We start from the raw sequence: 19,037 nt of genomic DNA on the forward strand, positions 1-19,037 counted from the left end.
CGAACAATGGCCGTAGCGTTCCTGTCAAAACAGCCGGGGAAACATATGCTGGACCATGGGGCCGAAGGGCCGATTGCCGATATCCGCGAACTGCGCGTCGAATTCCAGACCAAGGACGGTCCGGTTCTGGGCGTCGAGGATGTCTCGTTTTCGATCAACGCGGGCGAAACGGTCTGTGTGGTGGGCGAATCGGGATCGGGCAAATCGGTGTCATCGCTGTCCCTGATGCGTCTTGTGGAATTCGGCGGCGGCAAGATCGCGGGCGGGCAGTTGATGTTCGATCGCAAGGATCACGCCCATGTCGACCTGGCGCAGGCGGACCAAAGCCTGATGCGCACGATTCGCGGCAACGAGATCGGAATGATCTTTCAGGAACCGATGACGGCGCTGAACCCGGTGTTCACCGTGGGCCGCCAGCTGACCGAAGGGCTGCGCCTGCACAAGGGAATGACCAAAAAAGAGGCATCCGCCCGCGCGCTGGAACTTTTGCGCCAGGTCCGCATCCCCGAACCTGAACGTCGCCTGCAGCAATACCCGCACGAACTGTCGGGCGGGATGCGGCAGCGGGTGGTGATCGCCATGGCGCTGGCCTGCGAGCCGCGCCTGCTGATCGCGGATGAACCGACGACGGCGCTGGACGTGACCATTCAGGCCGAGATCCTGGCGCTGATGGACCGGCTGAAACGCGAAACCGGCACTGCCGTGATGTTCATTACGCATGATATGGCGGTGGTCGCGCAAATGGCCGACCGCGTGGTCGTCATGTTCCGCGGCAAGAAGGTCGAGGAGGGCCCGGTCGCCGACATCTTCGAGGCCCCGCAACACCCCTACACCAAGGCGCTGCTGGCCGCCGTGCCCAAGCTGGGCGAAATGACCGGCAAACAATACCCCGAACCGATGAAACTGCTGGGCCGCAGCCAGGGCGAGATCAAACCGATTGTCGGCGAAGAGAACGAAGTGCTGCTTGAGGTGCGCAACCTGACCACGCGCTTTGCAGTCAAGGGCGGGTTGCTGCGGCGCACAGTGGCCAATGTCCACGCCGTCGAGGACCTGTCGTTCACCATCAACAAGGGTCAGACGCTCAGCCTTGTGGGCGAATCCGGTTGTGGCAAATCCACCGCTGGCCGGTCGATCCTGCGTCTGGTCGAACCGCTCTCGGGTGAAGTCAGGCTGGCGGGCAAGGACATCATCGCCCTGAACCAGCGTGACCTGCGCACCGCGCGGCTGGACATGCAGATGATCTTTCAGGACCCGTTCGCGTCGCTGAACCCGCAGATGCAGCTTTCGGACCAGGTGGCCGAGCCGATGCAGAACTATGGCATGTTCAAGGGCGACGAGGGCCGCAAGCGCATCGAAATGCTGTTCGACCGCGTCGAGCTGCCACGCAGTTTCATGCGCCGCTATCCGCACGAACTGTCCGGCGGGCAACGCCAGCGGGTCGCCATCGCGCGCGCCCTTGCGCTGAACCCCAAGCTGATCATCGCGGACGAGGCGGTCAGCGCGCTGGACGTGTCGGTGCAGGCACAGGTGCTGAACCTGATGATGGAACTGCAAGAAGAGATGGACCTGTCGTTCCTGTTCATCAGCCATGACATGGCGGTCGTCGAACGCGTCAGCCACCACGTCGGCGTGATGTACCTGGGCCGCATCGTGGAAATGGGGCCGCGCAGCGCGGTGTTCGAGAACCCGCAGCACCCCTATACCCAAGCGTTGATGAAGGCCGTGCCCATCGCTGACCCGCGCCAGCGCAAGGACGAGAAAGACCTGAACTTCAAGCCGATCCCGTCCCCCATTCACCCTGTTGATTATGTTGCCGCACCATCGGAATACCGCGAGATTTCGCCCGGGCACAAAATCCTGATCACCGACAGCGGATACTGATATGCCCGAACGCCTTACGCCTTTGCAGCTGATGACAAAGCTCATCAGCTTCCCCACCGTGTCGCGTGACACCAACCTGCCGCTGATCGACTGGGTCGAGGACTATCTGGGGTCTCATGGCATCACCGCCCACCGCTGGCCCGATCCCGACCAGCCGCACAAGGCGGCGCTGTTCGCCCATGTAGGACCATGGGAGGAAGGCGCCGTCGTGCTGTCAGGGCACACCGACGTGGTGCCGGTCGATGGTCAGCCGTGGGACAGCGATCCGTGGACGGTGACCGAACGGGACGGCAAATATTACGGGCGCGGCACCTGTGACATGAAAGGCTTTGACGCGCTGGCGATCTGGGCGCTGGTCGAAGCAAAATACGCCGATGTGAAACGCCCCCTGCAACTGGCGCTCAGCTTTGACGAAGAGGTCGGCTGTACCGGCGCGCCACCGATGATCGAGGCGATGCAGCCGGTCCTGCCAAAGGGAGAGCTGGTGATCGTCGGCGAGCCGTCGATGCTGCAAGCGGTGACCGGCCACAAGGGCGGGCAGGGGTTCGACACCCATGTGATCGGCTTCGAGGTGCATTCGTCGCTGCTGCACACCGGCGTCTCCGCCATCCTTGAGGGTGCAAAAATCATCGACTTCGCCAACCAGCGCAACGCCGAGAACTTTGCCAATCCGCCGACCGCCCTGGGCGCGATGTTCGAGCCGCCCGTGACCACTTGGCACGTGGGTCAGATCAGCGGCGGCACGGCGCACAATATCACTGCCAAGGATTGCTGGTTCTCAATGGATTTCCGCGCGGTGCCGGGGGATGACCCCGTGGCGCTGAAAGAAAGCTATCTTGAGCATGTACGCAACATCGAGGCACGGATGCAGACCGTTCACCCCGACGCGCGGGTCGACGTCAAGGAACGCTTTGCCGTGCCACCTCTGAAACCCGAAGAGAATGGCGCCGCCGAAATGATGGTGCGCCAGATCACCGGTGACAACGGCGGGCATGTGGTCAGCTATGGCACCGAGGCGGGCCAGTTTCAGGCGGCGGGCTATTCGGCGGTGGTCTGCGGCCCCGGCGACATCGCACAGGCGCACCAGCCGAACGAGTTCATCACAGTGGCGCAGTTCGATCTGGGCCACCAGTTCATGCGCAATCTGGTGGCGCGGCTGGGCTAGGGGGCGGTTGCCAATCAAAACCGACTTTTGTGACAGGTTGCTGATCCAAAGCGCGGCGCTGCATCCGCAGGGCGAGAGCCGAGCGGCCCTTCGTAAAATTGCGGCGAACGGCGGGTTTGAGCCCTTATTGTCTTATGCTGCGCGGTGCATGAATGCCAGCTTTTGCAAGACAACCAAATACGTTCAATAACTCCGTTGGTTTTGAACGGGGTTTGTGGCAGCAACAACCGAAGTCTTCTACGGGCTCGCCAAAAGCGAGGGTTTTAGGAAAATCGTCCTTGTTCATCTGGCCATGTCCACAGGTCTTCTTCAGAACGTATTGCTTTGACAACTGCAACGGCGCGCTTCCATGTATCTCGCCCTCTACCCAAACCCATATGGTTCATTTCTACATCTTGAAGGTATGCCGCGACTATCTCGTCGGCTTCCCCTCTCCGAATTTGCGATGCAGCTGAAACTAAATAGCGATCGTACTCATCGGCAAAACTAAGGTGGTCCTCTTCAGACCATACTCCGAATGGGGAGCCTGGAGGGCCAAGCAGGCCAATGGGATCCCACAAGGCCCAACCAATGTCCCGTAACTTCGAGAGTTTAACACGTGGCTGAGGTTCGATTGGTGCCATTTTGGACTTTCGCGGTAGCTTCTGTAGGCTAGGCCGATTATTAGCTGGTTCATCTGCAGAGACAAGCAAGCCCAATCACTGCGTTCCAAAAACGACCGTTTTTGGAAGGGGCACCAAACCGGACATTGACGCGCCTGCGGCGGAGGTCGGGTTTGTCCACTCACCAGACATTGACGCAGACTGGGCCGAAGGTCCGGTTTGGGCCAGACATGCTTGGCAACTGGGTCAGCTTTGCTTGGCACAGATCACCGACACGACCCGGAAAGCCTGTCGCGCGGAGCAGGATTTGCATAACATTCGATAATAGGGTCGGCCCCGCTGTGGCCAAGCGTGTCAAAGACCAACTTGTAACAGTGCGCAAAGGCGCTGGGGGCAGGGCCCCCAGCAATCAATCGACTGCCACACAGTCCGCAAAATACTGGATCTGGTTGTTCTCATCCAGTTCCTGAACCAGCCCGTGAATATCTGTCTCGAACCCCGGGCATTCGCGCGCGAAGGTTCTGTTAAACTTCAGATATTCGACGATATTCTTGTTAAACACCTCTCCGGGGATCAACAGCGGGATGCCCGGCGGATAAGGCGTGACCAATCCGGTGGTGATACGTCCCTCAAGATCATCAATCGGCACGCGCTCGGTTGTGCGCGCAGCGATATGCGAAAACGCATCGGTCGGCTTCATCGCGGGTACCAGATCGCTCAGGTACATCTCGGTCGACAGAACGGCGACATCAAATTTGGCGTAGAGCGAATGCACGTGCTGGCACATATCGCCCAGCCCCATCTTTTCGTAACGCGGCTGTTTTGCGCAGAACTTGGGCATACACCGCCACATGGGCACGTTCTTGTCGTAGTCATCCTTGAACTGCTGCAATTCGGTCAAAAGCGAATTCCAGCGCCCTTTGGTGATGCCAATCGTGAACATGATGAAAAAGCTGTAAAGGCCGGTTTTCTCGACGACCACGCCATGTTCCGCCAGATATTTAGTCACGATAGAGGCAGGGATGCCGGACATGTCGAATTTGCCGTCCAGGTTCAGGCCCGGCGTGATGATCGTCGCCTTGATCGGGTCCAGCATGTTGAAACCGGGGGCCATATCGCCAAAGGCGTGCCAGGAGTCCTCGCCATCGGATGGTTGCACACCTTCGGCGTCGGTCTTTTTCAGTACCCAGTTGTCGGCACTGTCGATGCCTTCTTCGTCCAGTTCTTCGGGGCCCCACACCTGGAACCACCAGTCGTTGCCATATTCTTCGTCGACCTTGCGCATCGCGCGGCGGAAATTCAGCGATTCAAGCAGGCTTTCCTCGACCAGCGCCCGCCCGCCGGGCGGTTCCATCATCGCGGCGGCCACGTCGCAACTGGCGATGATGCTGTATTGCGGGCTGGTCGAGCTGTGCATCAGGTACGCTTCGTTGAACAGATGGCGGTCCAGCTTGGTGTTCTTGCTGTCCTGCACAAGGACCTGGCTGGCCTGCGAAATGCCCGCCAGAAGTTTGTGGATCGACTGGGTGGAATAGGTCACCGACTGGCTTGGCCGCTCGCGTTTGCGGCCCATCGCGTGAAAGGTGCGGTAGAACGGGTGGAACGCCGCGTGCGGCAACCATGCCTCGTCAAAGTGCAGGTTTTCGACATAACCGTCCAACATGTCCTTGATCGTCTCGGTGTTGTACAAAACCCCGTCATAGGTCGATTGCGTCAGCGTGATGATGCGCGGCTTGACCGTGTCCGCATCCAGATGCGCCAACAGCGGGTTGGCACGGATTTTCTCCTTGATCGCCTCGATCTGGAACTCGGACTTCTGGATCGGCCCGATGATGCCGTAATGGTTGCGTGTCGGTTTCATAAAGACGGGAATGGCGCCCGTCATGATGATGCTGTGCAGAATGGATTTGTGACAGTTGCGGTCCACCACGACCACGTCACCGGGGGCAACCGTGTGGTGCCAGACCATCTTGTTCGATGTGCTGGTGCCGTTGGTGACGAAAAAGCAGTGATCGGCGTTAAAGATGCGTGCGGCATTGCGCTCGGACGCGCCGATGGCGCCGTTGTGGTCCAGCAATTGGCCAAGCTCTTCGACCGAATTGCACACATCCGCCCGCAGCATGTTTTCGCCGTAGAACTGGTGGTACATCTGCCCGATGGGACTTTTCAAAAAGGCGACCCCGCCCGAGTGCCCGGGGCAGTGCCACGAGTATGATCCATCTTCGGCGTAATCCAGCAGCGCCTTGAAAAACGGCGGCTGGATGCCTTCGAGATAGGTCTTGGCGTCACGGACGATATGGCGCGCGACAAATTCCGGCGTGTCTTCGAAGGTGTGAATGAACCCGTGCAGTTCGCGCAGGATGTCATTGGGCAAATGGCGGCTGGTCTTGGTTTCGCCATAGACATAGATCGGCACGTCGTTGTTCTTCCAGCGCACTTCTTCGATGAAGGACCGCAGGTTCAGAACGGCCGGATCAAGATCGGGGCCGGGCGTGAATTCCTCGTCGTCAATCGACAACACAAAGGCACTTGCGCGCGATTGCTGCTGGGCAAATTTCGACAGATCGCCATAGCTGGTCGTGCCCAGCACCTCGAACCCTTCGTTCTCGATCGCCTCGGCGATTGCACGGATGCCCAGACCGGACGAATTGTCCGAACGAAAGTCCTCGTCAATGATGACGATGGGAAAGCGAAATTTCATGAGAAAGCTCCAATAGGGCAACTTGAGGCGATGTTTTCAGTCCGGCGATGGGCGTTTCTTGTGCCCATTCCAAGCGAAAACTTTGGAGCAATGTTTCGTTTGATAGGTTTGGCGTCAAGACCAAAGCGGGTGTTGATTTCCGCATGTCTTCGGAAAGGGCGCGGGCCTGCCCCCCGTGGGACCTGCAATCGGCGGATTTCTTCCGCAGCGTGGATCAGCGCCCGGCGGGGTGCGTTAGGTTTGCGCATCTGTCGCCGCGTCATTTGCTGAAAAACACGCCATTTTTCAACACGAGTTCCCTTTGGGATTTCGCCGCACCTTGCACCTGCCAATCCAAGGCGTAGGGTGCGGCGCATGAGCTTTCCCACTTTTATGGACACACCCGCACAATGGCCCGGTCCCGCCCCGCAAGAGGCGGATGTCGTGGTGATTGGCGGCGGTGTGATCGGCGTCTGCACGGCCCTGTTTCTGGCCCGCGCGGGCCAACGCGTCGTCTTGCTGGAAAAGGGGCGCATCGCCGCCGAACAGTCCAGCCGCAACTGGGGCTGGATCAGGGTGCAGGGGCGCGACCCCGACGAGATCCCCATCGTGCTTGAGGCTGCGGACCACTGGCGGGCGCTGGCCCAACAGACCAACGTGGACATCGGTCTGCGGCAAGAGGGCGTGACCTATCTGGCTGAATCCGAAAAGGATTATGCCAAGTACGAGGCATGGCTGGAGCATGCGCGCGCCCATGGACTGGACAGCAAGATGCTCAGCAGCGCCGAGACGGCCAAGCTGATCCCGAACCTGTCGCGCCGTTACGCCGGTGCCATCTACACCGCACAGGACATGCGCGCCGAACCCTGGGTCGCCGTGCCGGCACTGGCCGGTATTGCCGTGCGCGAAGGGGCCACTTTGGTCGAAAACTGCGCCGTGCGCGGGCTGGACATCGAAGGCGGCGCGGTGGCCGGTGTCATCACCGAAACGGGCCGCATCAAGGCACCGCAAGTGGTTTTGGCCGGTGGTGCGTGGTCCTCGCTGTTCCTGCAACGGCACGGCGTCTTTGTCCCGCAACTCAGCGTGCGGGCGACCGTGGTGGCGACACAGCCGATGGACGCGGTCTATGAGGGCGGCGCGACGGACAGCAAGGTCGCCTTCCGGCACCGCGCCGATGGGGGCTATTCGCTGGCGCAGGGCGGATTTTCCGAGCTTTTCGTCGGCCCGCAAGCCTTTCGCAGCCTGCGCCACTATGCAACGCAATTGCGCGCGGATCCGTTCGGTGTGCGGCTGCTGCCGCGTGCGCCCGCGGGCTATCCCGACGCATGGGGCACGCCGCGCCGCTGGGCGGATGACGATGTCAGCCCGTTCGAGAAGATGCGCGTGCTGAACCCCACGCCGAACCGCCGCAAGGCCGCCAAGCTGCTGCGCCAGTTCGCCGCCATGATGCCCGGACTGGGCGAGGTGCGCCACGCGAGGACCTGGGCCGGCATGATCGACACCATGCCCGACATCGTGCCCGTGGTGGACCGCGTGGCCAGCATCCCCGGCCTGACCGTGGGCACCGGCATGAGCGGCCACGGCTTTGGCATCGGACCCGGCATGGGGCGGGTGCTGGCGGCGCTGGTCACGGGCGACAAGGTGGGGCATGATCTGCATCGTTTCCGCCTGTCCCGCTTCAGCGACGGCTCGGCCATGACCCTTGGCCCCGGAATTTAGACCCAAAACAGCCCCGAAGGAGACCGTCCCATGCCGATCAAGAACCGATTTGCCGAGATGCACAGCGACATCACCGCGTGGCGACGTCACCTGCACGCACACCCCGAACTGATGTTCGATGTGCACGAGACGGCCAAGTTCGTCGAAGACAAGCTGCGGTCGTTCGGCGTTGACGAGATCACCACCGGCATCGGCAAGACCGGCGTGGTTGGCGTGATCAAGGGACGCGGCACCAGCGACCGCGTGATCGGCCTGCGCGCCGACATGGACGCGCTGCCGATCATCGAGGCGACCGGGCTGGATTATGCGTCGACTGTGCCGGGCAAGATGCACGCCTGCGGCCACGACGGCCACACCGCGATGCTGCTGGGGGCAGCGCAATACCTGGCCGAGACGCGGAATTTCGACGGCACCGTGGTGCTGATATTCCAACCCGCCGAAGAGGGCGGCGGCGGCGGGCGCGAGATGGTCAAGGACGGGCTGATGGACCGCTGGAATATCCAGGAGGTTTACGGCATGCACAACATGCCCGGCTTTCCCACCGGCACCTTCGCCATCCGCCCCGGCCCGCTGCTGGCCAGCGCCGATGAATTCACCATTCGCGTGGTGGGCAAGGGCGGCCATGCCGCCAACCCGCACGAGGCGATCGACCCCAACCTGGCCGCCGCCCACGTGATTGTCGCGTTGCAAAGCATCGCCAGCCGCAACGCCAACCCGCTGTCGTCCGTGGTGGTGACCGTGGGCGCGCTGCATTCCGACAGCCACGTCAGCAACGTGATCCCGCAGGCGACCACGATGAAGGGCACCGTGCGCGCGCTGGACGAAGACGTGCGCGCGATGGCGCAAAAACGTGTGCAAGACATCGCAACCGCCACGGCACAGGCCTACGGCTGCGTGGCCGAGGTTGACTATGTCGTGGGCTATCCGGTTACCGTGAATGCCGCAGAAAACACCGAATACGCCATCGCCGCTGCCCGCGCCGTGGCGGGGGACGTGGCCGAAAACATCCCGCCGGTCATGGCCGCCGAGGATTTTGCCTTCATGCTCAACGCGCGGCCCGGTGCCTATATCCTTGTGGGCAACGGCGACGGCGCGATGGTGCACCACCCCGAATACAACTTCGACGACGAGGCGATCCCGGCCGGATGCAGCTGGTTCGCCGAGATCGTTGAACAACGCCTGCGCGCCTGATCACCCGGCGCGCCACATTCATACCAAGAAGGAAGACAGACCATGCCCGTCAAGAACCGCTTTGCAGAACTGCACGCCGACATCACCGCCTGGCGCCGCGACCTGCACGAAAACCCCGAGATCCTGTTCGACACCCACCGCACCAGCGCGCTGGTGGCTGACAAGCTGAAAGCCTTTGGCTGCGACGAGATCGTCACCGGCATCGGCCGCACCGGCGTCGTCGGCATCATCAAGGGCAAGACGGATACATCGGGCAAGGTCATCGGCCTGCGCGCCGACATGGATGCGCTGCCGATCCACGAGCAGACGGGCCTTGAATACGCTTCGAAAACCGATGGCGCCATGCACGCCTGTGGCCACGACGGCCACACCGCGATGCTGCTGGGTGCGGCGCAATACCTGGCCGAAACCCGGAACTTTGACGGCACTGTCGTGCTGATCTTTCAACCCGCCGAAGAAGGCGGCGGCGGCGGGCGCGAGATGTGCGAAGACGGCCTGATGGAACGCTGGGGCGTGCAGGAAGTGTACGGGATGCACAACTGGCCCGGCCTGCCCACAGGGCAGTTCGCGATCCGCACGGGTCCGTTCTTTGCGGCCACGGACCAGTTCGACATCTATGTCGAGGGCAAGGGGGGCCACGCGGCGAAACCGCATGAAACCGTCGACACCACCGTGATGTCCGCGCAACTGGTGCTGGCGCTGCAAACCATCGCCAGCCGCAACGCCGATCCGGTGGATCAGGTTGTTGTGTCGGTCACCTCGTTCGAAACCTCGTCCAAGGCATTCAACGTGATCCCGCAAAAGGTCCACCTGAAAGGCACCGTGCGCACCATGAGCGCCGAGATGCGCGATCTGGCCGAAACGCGGATCAACGCCATTGCGTCCGGTATCGCGGCCACCTTTGGCGGTGTGGCAGATGTGGATTATCACCGTGGCTATCCGGTCATGGCCAACCACAACGCCCAGACCGAATTTGCCGCCGACGTGGCGCGCTCGGTCTCTGGCAACTGCGATGACGCGCCGCTGGTCATGGGCGGCGAGGACTTTGCCTTTATGCTCGAAGAGCGCCCCGGCGCCTATATCCTGGTCGGCAACGGCGAAGGCGCGTCGGTGCACCACCCCGAGTACAACTTTAACGACGAGGCGATTCCGGCCGGCTGTTCCTGGTGGGCGGGCATCGTCGAACAGCGGATGCCTGCGGCGTGATATAGGCGTCGGGTCGGGGGCGCTGCCCCCGGCCTGCGGCCTCCCCCCGGGATATTTCTGGCCAAAAGAAAGGTCAGAGGGCCGCGTAGACCCGCGCGATACCGTCAGCTTCGGCTTGGGCCGAGAATTGGGTGCAGGCGGTGTCGCGGGCGGCTTGGGCCATTTTGTCGAAACCGGTGGTCAGAATGGAGCGGGCTGCCGCTGCGGCGGCGTCCGGCGTGGCGATCAGACCGGCGGTTCCAGCGTTGGTGAACGCTTTGTAATAGCCCGCGTCGGTGCCCACAAAAGGCACGCCGCTGGCCATCCCTTCCAGCGGGACCATGCCATACCCCTCGTAGCGGGGCAGTTGCACCACCAGGCTGAGCGCGCGCATCAGGGCGGGCAGTTCGGCGGCAGGCACCTCGCCGGGGAACAGGATGCGGTCGCCAAGGCCTGCGGCAGCGATCCGGGATTTCAGGTCATTCAGAAAGCTTTGATGCGACTTTGCGGCGCGCCCGATGACCAGCGCCGTGGTGTCGGGCAGGGTTGGCAGCAGCTCGATCATCGCGGCGACGAAATGGTCTGTGCCTTTTTCAGGACGGATGCGGCCCACCGTGGCAATGCCGCGCGCGCCGCCATACCCCAGCGCCGCCCACGCGGCCACGCGGTCGGGGGCAGGGGTGAACAGGTCGGTATCCACGCCGTGCGGCACGGTCGCGCGCACATGGGGCACAAAGGTCGCGGCCTTGTCCGTGGTGGCAATCACCGCGTCCATGCGGCTGATCAGCCAGCGCGGAAAGGCCGAATGGCGGCGCTGTGCGGCAGAGGTGAACACGATCTTCACCGGCAGCCGCAGCACATCACGCGCCCAGAGTGCGGCGCGCATTTCGGTGTTGCGGCGCACGTGCCAGATGCACGGTTCCCGTGACAGCGCGCGTGCCTGTTTCAGCGTGATCGGCGCGGGACAGCCGGGCAGGGGCTGGCCCACCAGATACAGATCATAACGATCAACCTGCTGGCGTACCACATTGGCGGCGGTGGCCGAAACGCCGGTAAAGTTCCGGTTGAAGTTGGTGACAAAAACCCGCCGGGTCATGGGCCAAGGTCCAGCACAGCGATCAGCCGGTCGGCGATATGCGCCGCATCGGTGTCACCCTTGGCGACAAAGTCGGCGGCGGCCTGTTGCGCCTTGCGCAGGGCCTGTGGCGTGTCGAACCAGTGCAGCGCGCGTTCGCCCATGTCTTGCCCGTCGGCCACGATGCGCACAGCGCCACAGGCTTCGAGCGGGGCAAAGGTTTCGGCAAAGTTCGACAGATGCGGCCCGGTCAGGATCGCGGCACCGGCCTGCGCCACCTCATAGGGGTTGTGCCCGCCATGCGGTTGCAGCGACCCGCCCAGAAACACGAAAGGCGCCAGCGCATACCACAACCCCATCTCGCCCAGCGTATCGGCCAGGTAAACCTGTGCGTCCGGCGCGTGACCGTCGGTGCGGCGGGTGTGGCTCAGCCCCATGTTCTCGATCAGCGCGGCCACCTCGTCGCCCCGGTCCGGGTGGCGCGGGGCCAGGATCAGCAGCGCATCGGGATGGGTTTTCAGCACATGGGCATGGGCCAGCAGCGCGTCGGCCTCTTCGCCCGGATGGGTCGAGGCGGCAACCCATGTGGGGCGCTCTGCGATGGTATCGGCCAACTCGGCATGGGCCGCTCCGTGGACCGGCAGGGCGGGCGACAGGCTCTTGAGGTTAAAGCCGGTTTCGACGGTCGTGTGCGGCGGAGCCAGATCACCAAGCGCTTTGGCCATTTCGGCATTCTGGGTCAGGATCAGGCGAAACTGCCCCAGGATGAACGCGGCGGTGCGCGGAAACCTCGCCCAGCGGCTGAGCGACCGCAGCGACATGCGCGCGCCCACCAGCGCCAGTGGGACATTGCGACGGCGCGCCCGCACCAGAATCTGCGGCCACAGCTCGGATTCGACAAAGACCGCCGCGTCGGGCCGCCAGCGTTTCAGAAACCGATTGACCGGGCCTGCGGTATCGAGCGGGGCGAACTGATGCACGCAGCGCGGCGGCATCCGTGCGGCAATCATCGCCGCAGACGTGGGCGTGGCCGAGGTGATCAGGAACCGCGCCTCGGGCAATTGCCGCCCGATCGCGGTGATCAGCGGCAGCACCGACAGGCTTTCGCCGACAGAGGCCGCGTGAAACCACACCAGCAGCCCGCCGGGGCGCTGTTCGGTGGTGTTGCCCAGGATTTCATGGGCGCGGTACGCCGCAACCCCGTCACGCCGCAAACGCCGGATACGGGCGTGGGCGGCAAAGGGCACCACCAGCGCGGCGGCGGCCACATAGGCGCGGTAAAGAGCTGTCGGGCGCATTCAGCCGCCGGTATGGCTCATGTGGCGGGGCATCTGCCCGTCGGCCCTTTGGCGGGAATAGTCGAAATCGTGGCCCTTGGGCTTGATCCCGATGGCGGCGCGGATGGCGTCGTGCAGGGGGGCATCGTCGTCGGGATGCGCCCGCAGCGGCGCGCGCAGGTCCATCATGTCCTCTTGGCCCAGACACAGGTAAATCTCGCCGGTGCAGGTCAGGCGCACGCGGTTGCAGCTTTCGCAGAAGTTATGGCTCAGCGGGGTGATGAAACCGATCTTTTGCCCGGTCTCTTCCAGCCGCACATAGCGGGCAGGGCCGCCGGTGCGTTCGGCCAGATCGGTGACGGTGTAGTGCTCTGCATAGCAGGCGCGCACATCCTTCAGCGACCAGTATTGGCCCAGCCGGTCCTCGTTGCCCAGATCGCCCATCGGCATGACCTCGATCCACGTCAGGTCCATGCCACGCTCGGCGCACCATTGGGTGATCGTGGGCAATTCGTCCTCGTTAAAGCCTTTCAGCGCCACGGCGTTGATCTTGACGTGCAACCCCGCAGCCAGCGCCGCGTCGATACCGCGCAGCACCTGGGGCAGGCGGCCCCAGCGGGTGATGTCGGCAAACTTCTGTTCGTCCAGCGTGTCCAGCGAGATGTTCACGCGACGCACACCGGCGGCATAGAGATCCTTGGCAAAGCGTTCCAGCTGGCTGCCATTGGTGGTCAGCGTCAGTTCCTTCAGCGTGCCCGCGTCCAGATGGCGGGACATACTGTTGAAAAACGTCATGATGTCCCGGCGCACCAGCGGCTCGCCCCCGGTGATCCGCAGCTTTTCCACGCCCAGATCGACAAAGGCCGAACACATGCGGTCCAGCTCTTCCAGCGTCAGCAATTCTTTCTTGGGCAGAAAGGTCATGTTCTCGGACATGCAATAGACACAACGAAAGTCGCATCTGTCGGTGACAGAGACGCGCAGGTAGGTGATCGCGCGGGCGAAGGGATCAATCAACGGTGCATTCATGACACCATAGGTAAGGGTGGCGGGAAAGCGCAGCAAGGGGGAATGCACGTTGATGCGGTTTGCGGCCTGTGCTTATCTGGCGCTTATGAAAACGATATCCCTGATCCTGATTTGCGCCTGCACCCTCACCGGGTGTTCGCGTTTGCCCGCATTTCTGCAACCGCGCCCCGATGCAGCCGAGGCCAGCACCGACAGCGACAGCGCCGGGGTGCGCCCCAAGGAGCGGCCCGCTGCGGCCGTGCCTGCGACGGGCGCGCGCACGGTTGCGGACTTTGACACCGTCAGCGCCGAGGAAAAGGCGGCCGCCACCGCCGCTCCGGCCAAGGCTGGCGCGCGTCTGGGCGTGACCGTGGCATCACTGGGCAGCCCGTCCGAGCCGGGGCTGTGGTTGAAAACACCGCTGGTCACAAGCGAGCAACCCGGGCGCGTGACCTTTGCCGGATCGGGCAAGTCCGTGGCCGTGACGCTGATTCCGATCGACGGTCCTGCTACAGGGGGCAGCCGCATGTCGCTGTCTGCGTTCCAGACGCTGGAGGCACCGCTGACCGGTTTGCCCCAGATCGAGGTGTTCACCGCCTCGTAAGCCAGCGGCGCGCGTTTCTGTTGCAAGACGAAGGTGAGGGGGCCGTTATTGCGGCCACGCCCCGGGGCCGGGTGTCGTGACGGCGCCAAAGAGATCGATCATCGGCACGGTCGCCCGAACTGTCAGAGATCCGGGGCGGACCGCGCCAACGTACCGGAACCGGCCTATTCGGTCGCCGCGGCTGTCCGGGCTGCCCGCAATGCCCGCCCCCACCACAGCAGTTGGCCCAGCATCTTGTCCGCCGCCTTTTCAACGTGGGTGAATTCGTCCAGGCGTTTTTCACCGTTTGCGACAGCAAGGTAGTTCCCGAAATTTATGTGAACGGCGGCCTGCATCGTCACCATTTCCAATTCGGCGGCGATGCCACGCACATGTTCAACGGCGCGTGCCCCGCCGACACCGCCATAACCGACCAACCCCGCAGGTTTGCGCGCCCAGTCACCGTGGTCCAGCGCATTTTTCAAGACCGCCGTCGGGCCATGATTGTATTCTGCCACCGTGAACAGATAGGCATCGAACTCAGCCATGCGGGCACCAAAGGTTTCGGCGGCCTGTTTTTGCGCCTTGCTCGCGTTCGGGTCGCCCAGAAACGGCAGGTTCACATCCCGCAGATCTATCTCGGTCACATCGAAACCGCCATGCGCCGCCGCCTTTTCCGCGATCCAGGCCGCAGGTTTCTCGGAAAACCGTCCCTCTCGGGTGCTGCCGGTGATGACGGCCAGCCGAAGCGGCGCATCCTCAGCCAATCCACGAAACGCTCCGGCCAATTCTACAGGGGTCGATGCGACATGCTCCAGAAACGGTCTGATCCGCTCAAGATGTGCCGCGAATTCGGGCGATGCCGCCCATTGCTCTTTTGCCTCATGTGACCGGAAGCGGGTGACAATCACCAGTTTGCTGCCATCGCTGGCCCGGTAAACTTCATTGCCAAGCCATCCCGTCGCGGCCGCTGTTGCGCGCAGCGCAGCGATCTCGTCGAGCTGAACGTCCAACAGCTTATCGGCTTTCCCTTCTTTCGGCGTGAACGTGTTGATCAGCGTGCAAATGGTTTCGTTTGCCATTGGATGTTCGTCCTTGCTTAGAATCAGGTTTCAACTAAGCTAACAATAAGTAAGTCGCTTACTTATTAAAGAACCGGCTTTCAGATAAGGACCTGACATGGAAGTAAGCCCGGCACTCACCGACCCAACGAACCCGATGCACGCGGACTGTCCGGGGCGGGATGTTTTCAAACTCATAACCGGCCGCTGGACCCTTCTGATCCTGTGGTCGTTGAAATCCGGCACATTGCGCTTTTTCCAGATCAGGGACCAGGTCGAAGGCGTCAGCGAACGTGTGCTGTCCAGCGCGTTGAAAGATCTTTGCCGCCACGGCCTGATCTCCCGGCATGTCGAGCCGAGCGTCCCGCCAAAGGTCAGCTACAGCCTTACGCCCTGCGGCGCGGGGCTTCTTGATGTGATGGGGCAAATCACGGGATGGATTGCAAGCGAGCTGGACACGATCGAAGCCGCCAAGCGCCGGTACGACGAAAGTTGACTGGCTGTCAGGCTGGATAGCCGCGCGCGAAGCCAGGGGGCGGCTTTAGCGGGCCGCCCCCTTTTCCGTGGTCACAGGAACTTGGCCGCGTCCTTGCGGGCAAAGGCCTTCATCGTATCGCCATGCTCGGCCAGAAAGGCACGGGTGCGGTCGGCGTCGTGTTTGCTGAGATCGCGCAGCCACCAGGAAACGGCCTTCTGGATGAACCAGCGGCCATCGGGCGCATAGCTGGCGGCCCAGCCCAGGATGCGCTCGCGGGCTTCGGCCTCTTGCGGCTTGGGGTGGTTCTGCTTGGTCCAGGGCAGGGTGATGACCAGCGCGGCGCGCTTGGTCCACATGTGATCTGAGGTGGTCCAGGCCTCGATCTCGTCCAGCCGCGACGGATCGGCGATCAGACGTTTCTGGCCCGCCATGCAGGCGTGATCGGCAATGGCCCAACTGTCGAAATCGGGCGCCCAGGACTTGATCAGCGCCCAGACCTCGGCATCCGGGTCCATACGCGCCTGTGTCAGCAGCTTGGCAGCGGCGATGCGGGCCTCGAAAATATCCGTCTTCCACAGCCCGTCGGCCAGTGCGACGCGGGTGCCTATGTCCAGCTCTTGCCGCCATGTCTTTGTCAGGTCGTTCAACACCGGATTGGGCACGCCCAGATAGGTGCGGTCGGCCTTGTGATAGGCTTGCGCGCCTGTCGCCCGCTCGGGATCGGCGTGTGCGTTGATTTCGGCCAGGGCCGCTTCGGGTGTCATGTGTTGGTGTCCAATATATGTGTGGGCAGACCGTCGATGCTGGTCTGGTTGCGGTCGGCCCAATAGGTCGCCACACCCTCGGGGCCTTTGGTGTCGGCCCATTTTTCCAAGGTGTCGCGGGGACCTGCGTGGTCAAAATAGGGCACCGCATAGCCGCAGGAGGTTTGCAGCATCTCCACCGTCACGTCATAGATCTGCCGCGCGCCGGGCGAGGGTTCGAACATGGCATCCAGTTCGGCAAACTCCGCATCACGCGGGTGCAGGGTGCGGGCGGTGCCATAGGCGCGCATGATCATCGGACGTTTTTCAAAGCCGCACCACATCAGCGTGATGCGATTGTGAAGCGCCAGATGGGCGGCGGTTTCATTGCCCGACCCGGTCAGGTTGCGCCACACGATCCGGTTCGGCCCCATCACGCGCAAGCTGTCCATGCCCTTGGGGCTGATGTTCACGCGGCCCGTGTCCGCCGCAGTGCCTACGAAAAACATATGCTGTTGGGCGATGAAATTGACGTGGTCGTCTTCGATGCTGTCGAATTGCTTGCCCATTATTCCACCGTTACCGATTTGGCCAGATTGCGCGGCTGGTCCACATCCGTGCCCTTGGCGACAGCGGTGTGATAGGCCAGCAGCTGCGCGGGCAGCGCATAGAGGATCGGGGCCACGGCATTGTGCACGGTCGGCATGCAGATCGACGCCCAGACCCCTTCATTCGCCTCTTCCAGCCCGGCGGCATCCGAGATCAGCACGACCTTGCCCTTGCGCGCCATCACCTCTTGCATGTTGCTGACGGTCTTGTCGAACAGCGTATCGCGGGGGGCCATGACCACCACCGGCACATGTTTGTCGATCAATGCAATGGGGCCGTGTTTCAGTTCGCCCGACGCATAAGCTTCGGCGTGGATATAGCTGATTTCCTTGAGTTTCAGCGCACCTTCAAGCGCCAGCGGATACATCAGCCCGCGCCCCAGGAACAGCACGTCGCGCGCCTCGGACAGGCGGCGGGCGGTGTTCTGCATCGCCTTGTTCTGTTCCAGCGCCGTGGTCATCAGCGCAGGCAGGCTGCGCAGGGCAGACACATGATCGGCCAGCGCCTCCTCCGACAACGTGCCCCGGTCCGACGCCGCCTTCAGCGCCAGCATCAGCAGCACGGTCAACTGGCAGGTGAACGCCTTGGTCGAGGCGACGCCCACTTCGATGCCTGCATGGATCGGCAGCGCCAGATCGCTTTCGCGCGCGATCGAGCTTTCGGGGACGTTGACCACCGACAGGATGCGCGCGGCCTTGCCCTCGCAATAGCGCAGGGCGGCCAGCGTGTCGGCGGTTTCGCCCGATTGCGAGACAAACAGCGCCAGCGTGCGGTCGGGGATCGGCGGCTCGCGATAGCGGAATTCGGACGCCACGTCGACCTCGACCGGGATGCGGGCAATCTGCTCGAACCAGTATTTCGCCGTCAGACAGGCGTAATAGGCGGTGCCGCAAGCCACCAGCGTCAGCCGGTCGATGGCGGTGAAATCCACGCCCGGATCGGGCAGGGCAATGTGCCCGTCGGCGGTCAGGTAGTTGGCCAGCGCATTGCCGATCACCGTCGGCTGTTCGGCGATTTCCTTGGCCATGAAATGCTTGTGCCCGGCCTTGTCCACACGTGCCGCGTCGATCTGGATGGTCTTGATCGCGCGGTTGGCCAAGGCGCCGTTGGCATCGTGGATTTCCAGCGAATTGCGCGTGACGACCGCGCGGTCGCCTTCTTCCAGATAGGTGATGCGGTCGGTCAGCGGCGCCAGCGCAATGGCGTCCGAGCCTACGAACATTTCACCATGCCCGTGGCCGATGGCCAGCGGAGAGCCCTTGCGCGCGGCGACGATCAGGTCGTTTTCACCCTGAAACAGGAACGCCAGCGCAAAGGCACCCTGCAGCCGGTCCAGCGTCTGGTATGCGGCCTCGACCGGACCTGCGCCCGCGTTCATGTACATCTGCGTCAGCAGGGCGACGGTTTCGGTGTCGGTCTCTGTGACGAACTGGAAACCGGCCTCGGCCAGTTCGGCGCGCAGCTCGCGAAAGTTCTCGATGATGCCGTTGTGCACCACGGCCACTGGGCCTGCCATATGCGGATGCGCATTGGTGACCGAAGGCGCGCCATGGGTGGCCCAGCGGGTGTGCCCGATGCCGGATTTGCCGGCCAACGGCTCGTGCACCAGCAGGTCGCTGAGGTTCACCAGCTTGCCCACCGCGCGGCGGCGGTCCAGCGTGCCGTTGTTCACGGTGGCGATGCCCGCGCTGTCATAGCCGCGATATTCCAGACGCTTCAGCGCCTCGACCAGGATGGGGGCCACTTCGTGGTTGCCCAGAACGCCGACGATTCCGCACAT

15 protein-coding genes are annotated in these 19,037 nt (G+C 62.8%); 7 read left to right on the top strand and 8 right to left on the bottom strand.

The features are described 5' to 3' along the window. The first annotated feature begins 45 nt into the window (after nt 1–45). Together BUC08_RS01295 and argE are read left to right on the top strand one after the other, a co-directional pair. Entirely contained in the window at nt 46–1,881 is a 1,836-nt protein-coding gene (locus BUC08_RS01295) for an ABC transporter ATP-binding protein (protein ID WP_037921342.1), read from the top strand. Between the two features lies 1 nt (nt 1,882). Next, nucleotides 1,883–3,046: an acetylornithine deacetylase gene (gene argE / locus BUC08_RS01300; RefSeq protein WP_037921340.1), complete on the top strand. Its 1,164-nt coding sequence runs from the start codon at nt 1,883–1,885 to the stop codon at nt 3,044–3,046. 1,011 nt (nt 3,047–4,057) lie between these two features. Here argE and BUC08_RS01310 read toward each other — a convergent pair. Next, complete coding sequence (locus tag BUC08_RS01310) at nt 4,058–6,349, bottom strand: arginine/lysine/ornithine decarboxylase (protein ID WP_037921338.1); 2,292 nt, start codon at nt 6,347–6,349, stop codon at nt 4,058–4,060. 354 nt (nt 6,350–6,703) lie between these two features. On the opposite strand from BUC08_RS01310, the gene BUC08_RS01315 reads away from it, so the two are divergent. The 3 genes from BUC08_RS01315 to BUC08_RS01325 are packed head-to-tail and all read left to right on the top strand — an operon-like array spanning nt 6,704 to nt 10,444. Then, nucleotides 6,704–8,047 (top strand): NAD(P)/FAD-dependent oxidoreductase, encoded by a 1,344-nt coding sequence (locus tag BUC08_RS01315; RefSeq protein ID WP_037921336.1) that lies wholly within the window; start codon nt 6,704–6,706, stop codon nt 8,045–8,047. A 30-nt stretch (nt 8,048–8,077) separates the two neighbouring features. Beyond that, a complete protein-coding gene (locus BUC08_RS01320) occupies nt 8,078–9,238 on the top strand; it encodes a M20 aminoacylase family protein (RefSeq protein WP_037921333.1) in 1,161 nt (386 codons plus the stop codon). A 42-nt stretch (nt 9,239–9,280) separates the two neighbouring features. After that, nucleotides 9,281–10,444 (top strand): M20 aminoacylase family protein, encoded by a 1,164-nt coding sequence (locus tag BUC08_RS01325; protein ID WP_037921331.1) that lies wholly within the window; start codon nt 9,281–9,283, stop codon nt 10,442–10,444. A gap of 73 nt (nt 10,445–10,517) precedes the next feature. On the opposite strand, the gene BUC08_RS01330 is transcribed toward BUC08_RS01325, so the two are convergent. The 3 genes from BUC08_RS01330 to moaA are packed head-to-tail and all read right to left on the bottom strand — an operon-like array spanning nt 10,518 to nt 13,804. Further along, nucleotides 10,518–11,519 carry a glycosyltransferase family 4 protein gene (locus BUC08_RS01330; RefSeq protein WP_037921329.1) on the bottom strand — a complete coding sequence of 334 codons (1,002 nt, stop codon included), beginning with the start codon at nt 11,517–11,519 and terminating at the stop codon, nt 10,518–10,520. Continuing rightward, nucleotides 11,516–12,796, bottom strand: a complete 1,281-nt coding sequence (locus tag BUC08_RS01335; protein ID WP_037921328.1) for a 3-deoxy-D-manno-octulosonic acid transferase — start codon at nt 12,794–12,796, stop codon at nt 11,516–11,518. The genes BUC08_RS01330 and BUC08_RS01335 overlap by 4 nt, the downstream gene beginning before the upstream one ends. Next, complete coding sequence (gene moaA, locus BUC08_RS01340) at nt 12,797–13,804, bottom strand: GTP 3',8-cyclase MoaA (protein WP_037922148.1); 1,008 nt, start codon at nt 13,802–13,804, stop codon at nt 12,797–12,799. It lies immediately after the preceding gene. 85 nt (nt 13,805–13,889) lie between these two features. Here moaA and BUC08_RS01345 point away from each other — a divergent pair, with 85 nt between their 5' ends. Continuing rightward, a complete protein-coding gene (locus BUC08_RS01345; protein ID WP_037922146.1) occupies nt 13,890–14,387 on the top strand; it encodes a hypothetical protein in 498 nt (165 codons plus the stop codon). A gap of 164 nt (nt 14,388–14,551) precedes the next feature. Here BUC08_RS01345 and BUC08_RS01350 read toward each other — a convergent pair whose 3' ends face one another. Beyond that, complete coding sequence (locus tag BUC08_RS01350) at nt 14,552–15,448, bottom strand: NAD(P)H-dependent oxidoreductase (RefSeq protein ID WP_073194091.1); 897 nt, start codon at nt 15,446–15,448, stop codon at nt 14,552–14,554. 97 nt (nt 15,449–15,545) lie between these two features. Here BUC08_RS01350 and BUC08_RS01355 point away from each other — a divergent pair, with 97 nt between their 5' ends. Continuing rightward, nucleotides 15,546–15,923 carry a winged helix-turn-helix transcriptional regulator gene (locus BUC08_RS01355; RefSeq protein WP_037921325.1) on the top strand — a complete coding sequence of 126 codons (378 nt, stop codon included), beginning with the start codon at nt 15,546–15,548 and terminating at the stop codon, nt 15,921–15,923. A 71-nt stretch (nt 15,924–15,994) separates the two neighbouring features. Here BUC08_RS01355 and BUC08_RS01360 read toward each other — a convergent pair whose 3' ends face one another. Genes BUC08_RS01360 through glmS form a run of 3 tightly spaced genes read right to left on the bottom strand, consistent with a single transcriptional unit; the run spans nt 15,995 to nt 19,037 of the window. Further along, the gene (locus BUC08_RS01360) at nt 15,995–16,669 is read right to left on the bottom strand and encodes a DNA alkylation repair protein (RefSeq protein WP_037921323.1); all 675 of its coding nucleotides are present in this window, start codon (nt 16,667–16,669) and stop codon (nt 15,995–15,997) included. Beyond that, nucleotides 16,666–17,217 (bottom strand): pyridoxamine 5'-phosphate oxidase family protein, encoded by a 552-nt coding sequence (locus tag BUC08_RS01365; protein WP_037921321.1) that lies wholly within the window; start codon nt 17,215–17,217, stop codon nt 16,666–16,668. Before BUC08_RS01365 ends, BUC08_RS01360 begins: the two co-directional genes overlap by 4 nt. Beyond that, a complete protein-coding gene (gene glmS, locus BUC08_RS01370) occupies nt 17,217–19,037 on the bottom strand; it encodes a glutamine--fructose-6-phosphate transaminase (isomerizing) (RefSeq protein WP_037921318.1) in 1,821 nt (606 codons plus the stop codon). Before glmS ends, BUC08_RS01365 begins: the two co-directional genes overlap by 1 nt.

The sequence above is a fragment of the Pseudosulfitobacter pseudonitzschiae genome, from assembly GCF_900129395.1.
GTDB lineage: Bacteria > Pseudomonadota > Alphaproteobacteria > Rhodobacterales > Rhodobacteraceae > Pseudosulfitobacter > Pseudosulfitobacter pseudonitzschiae.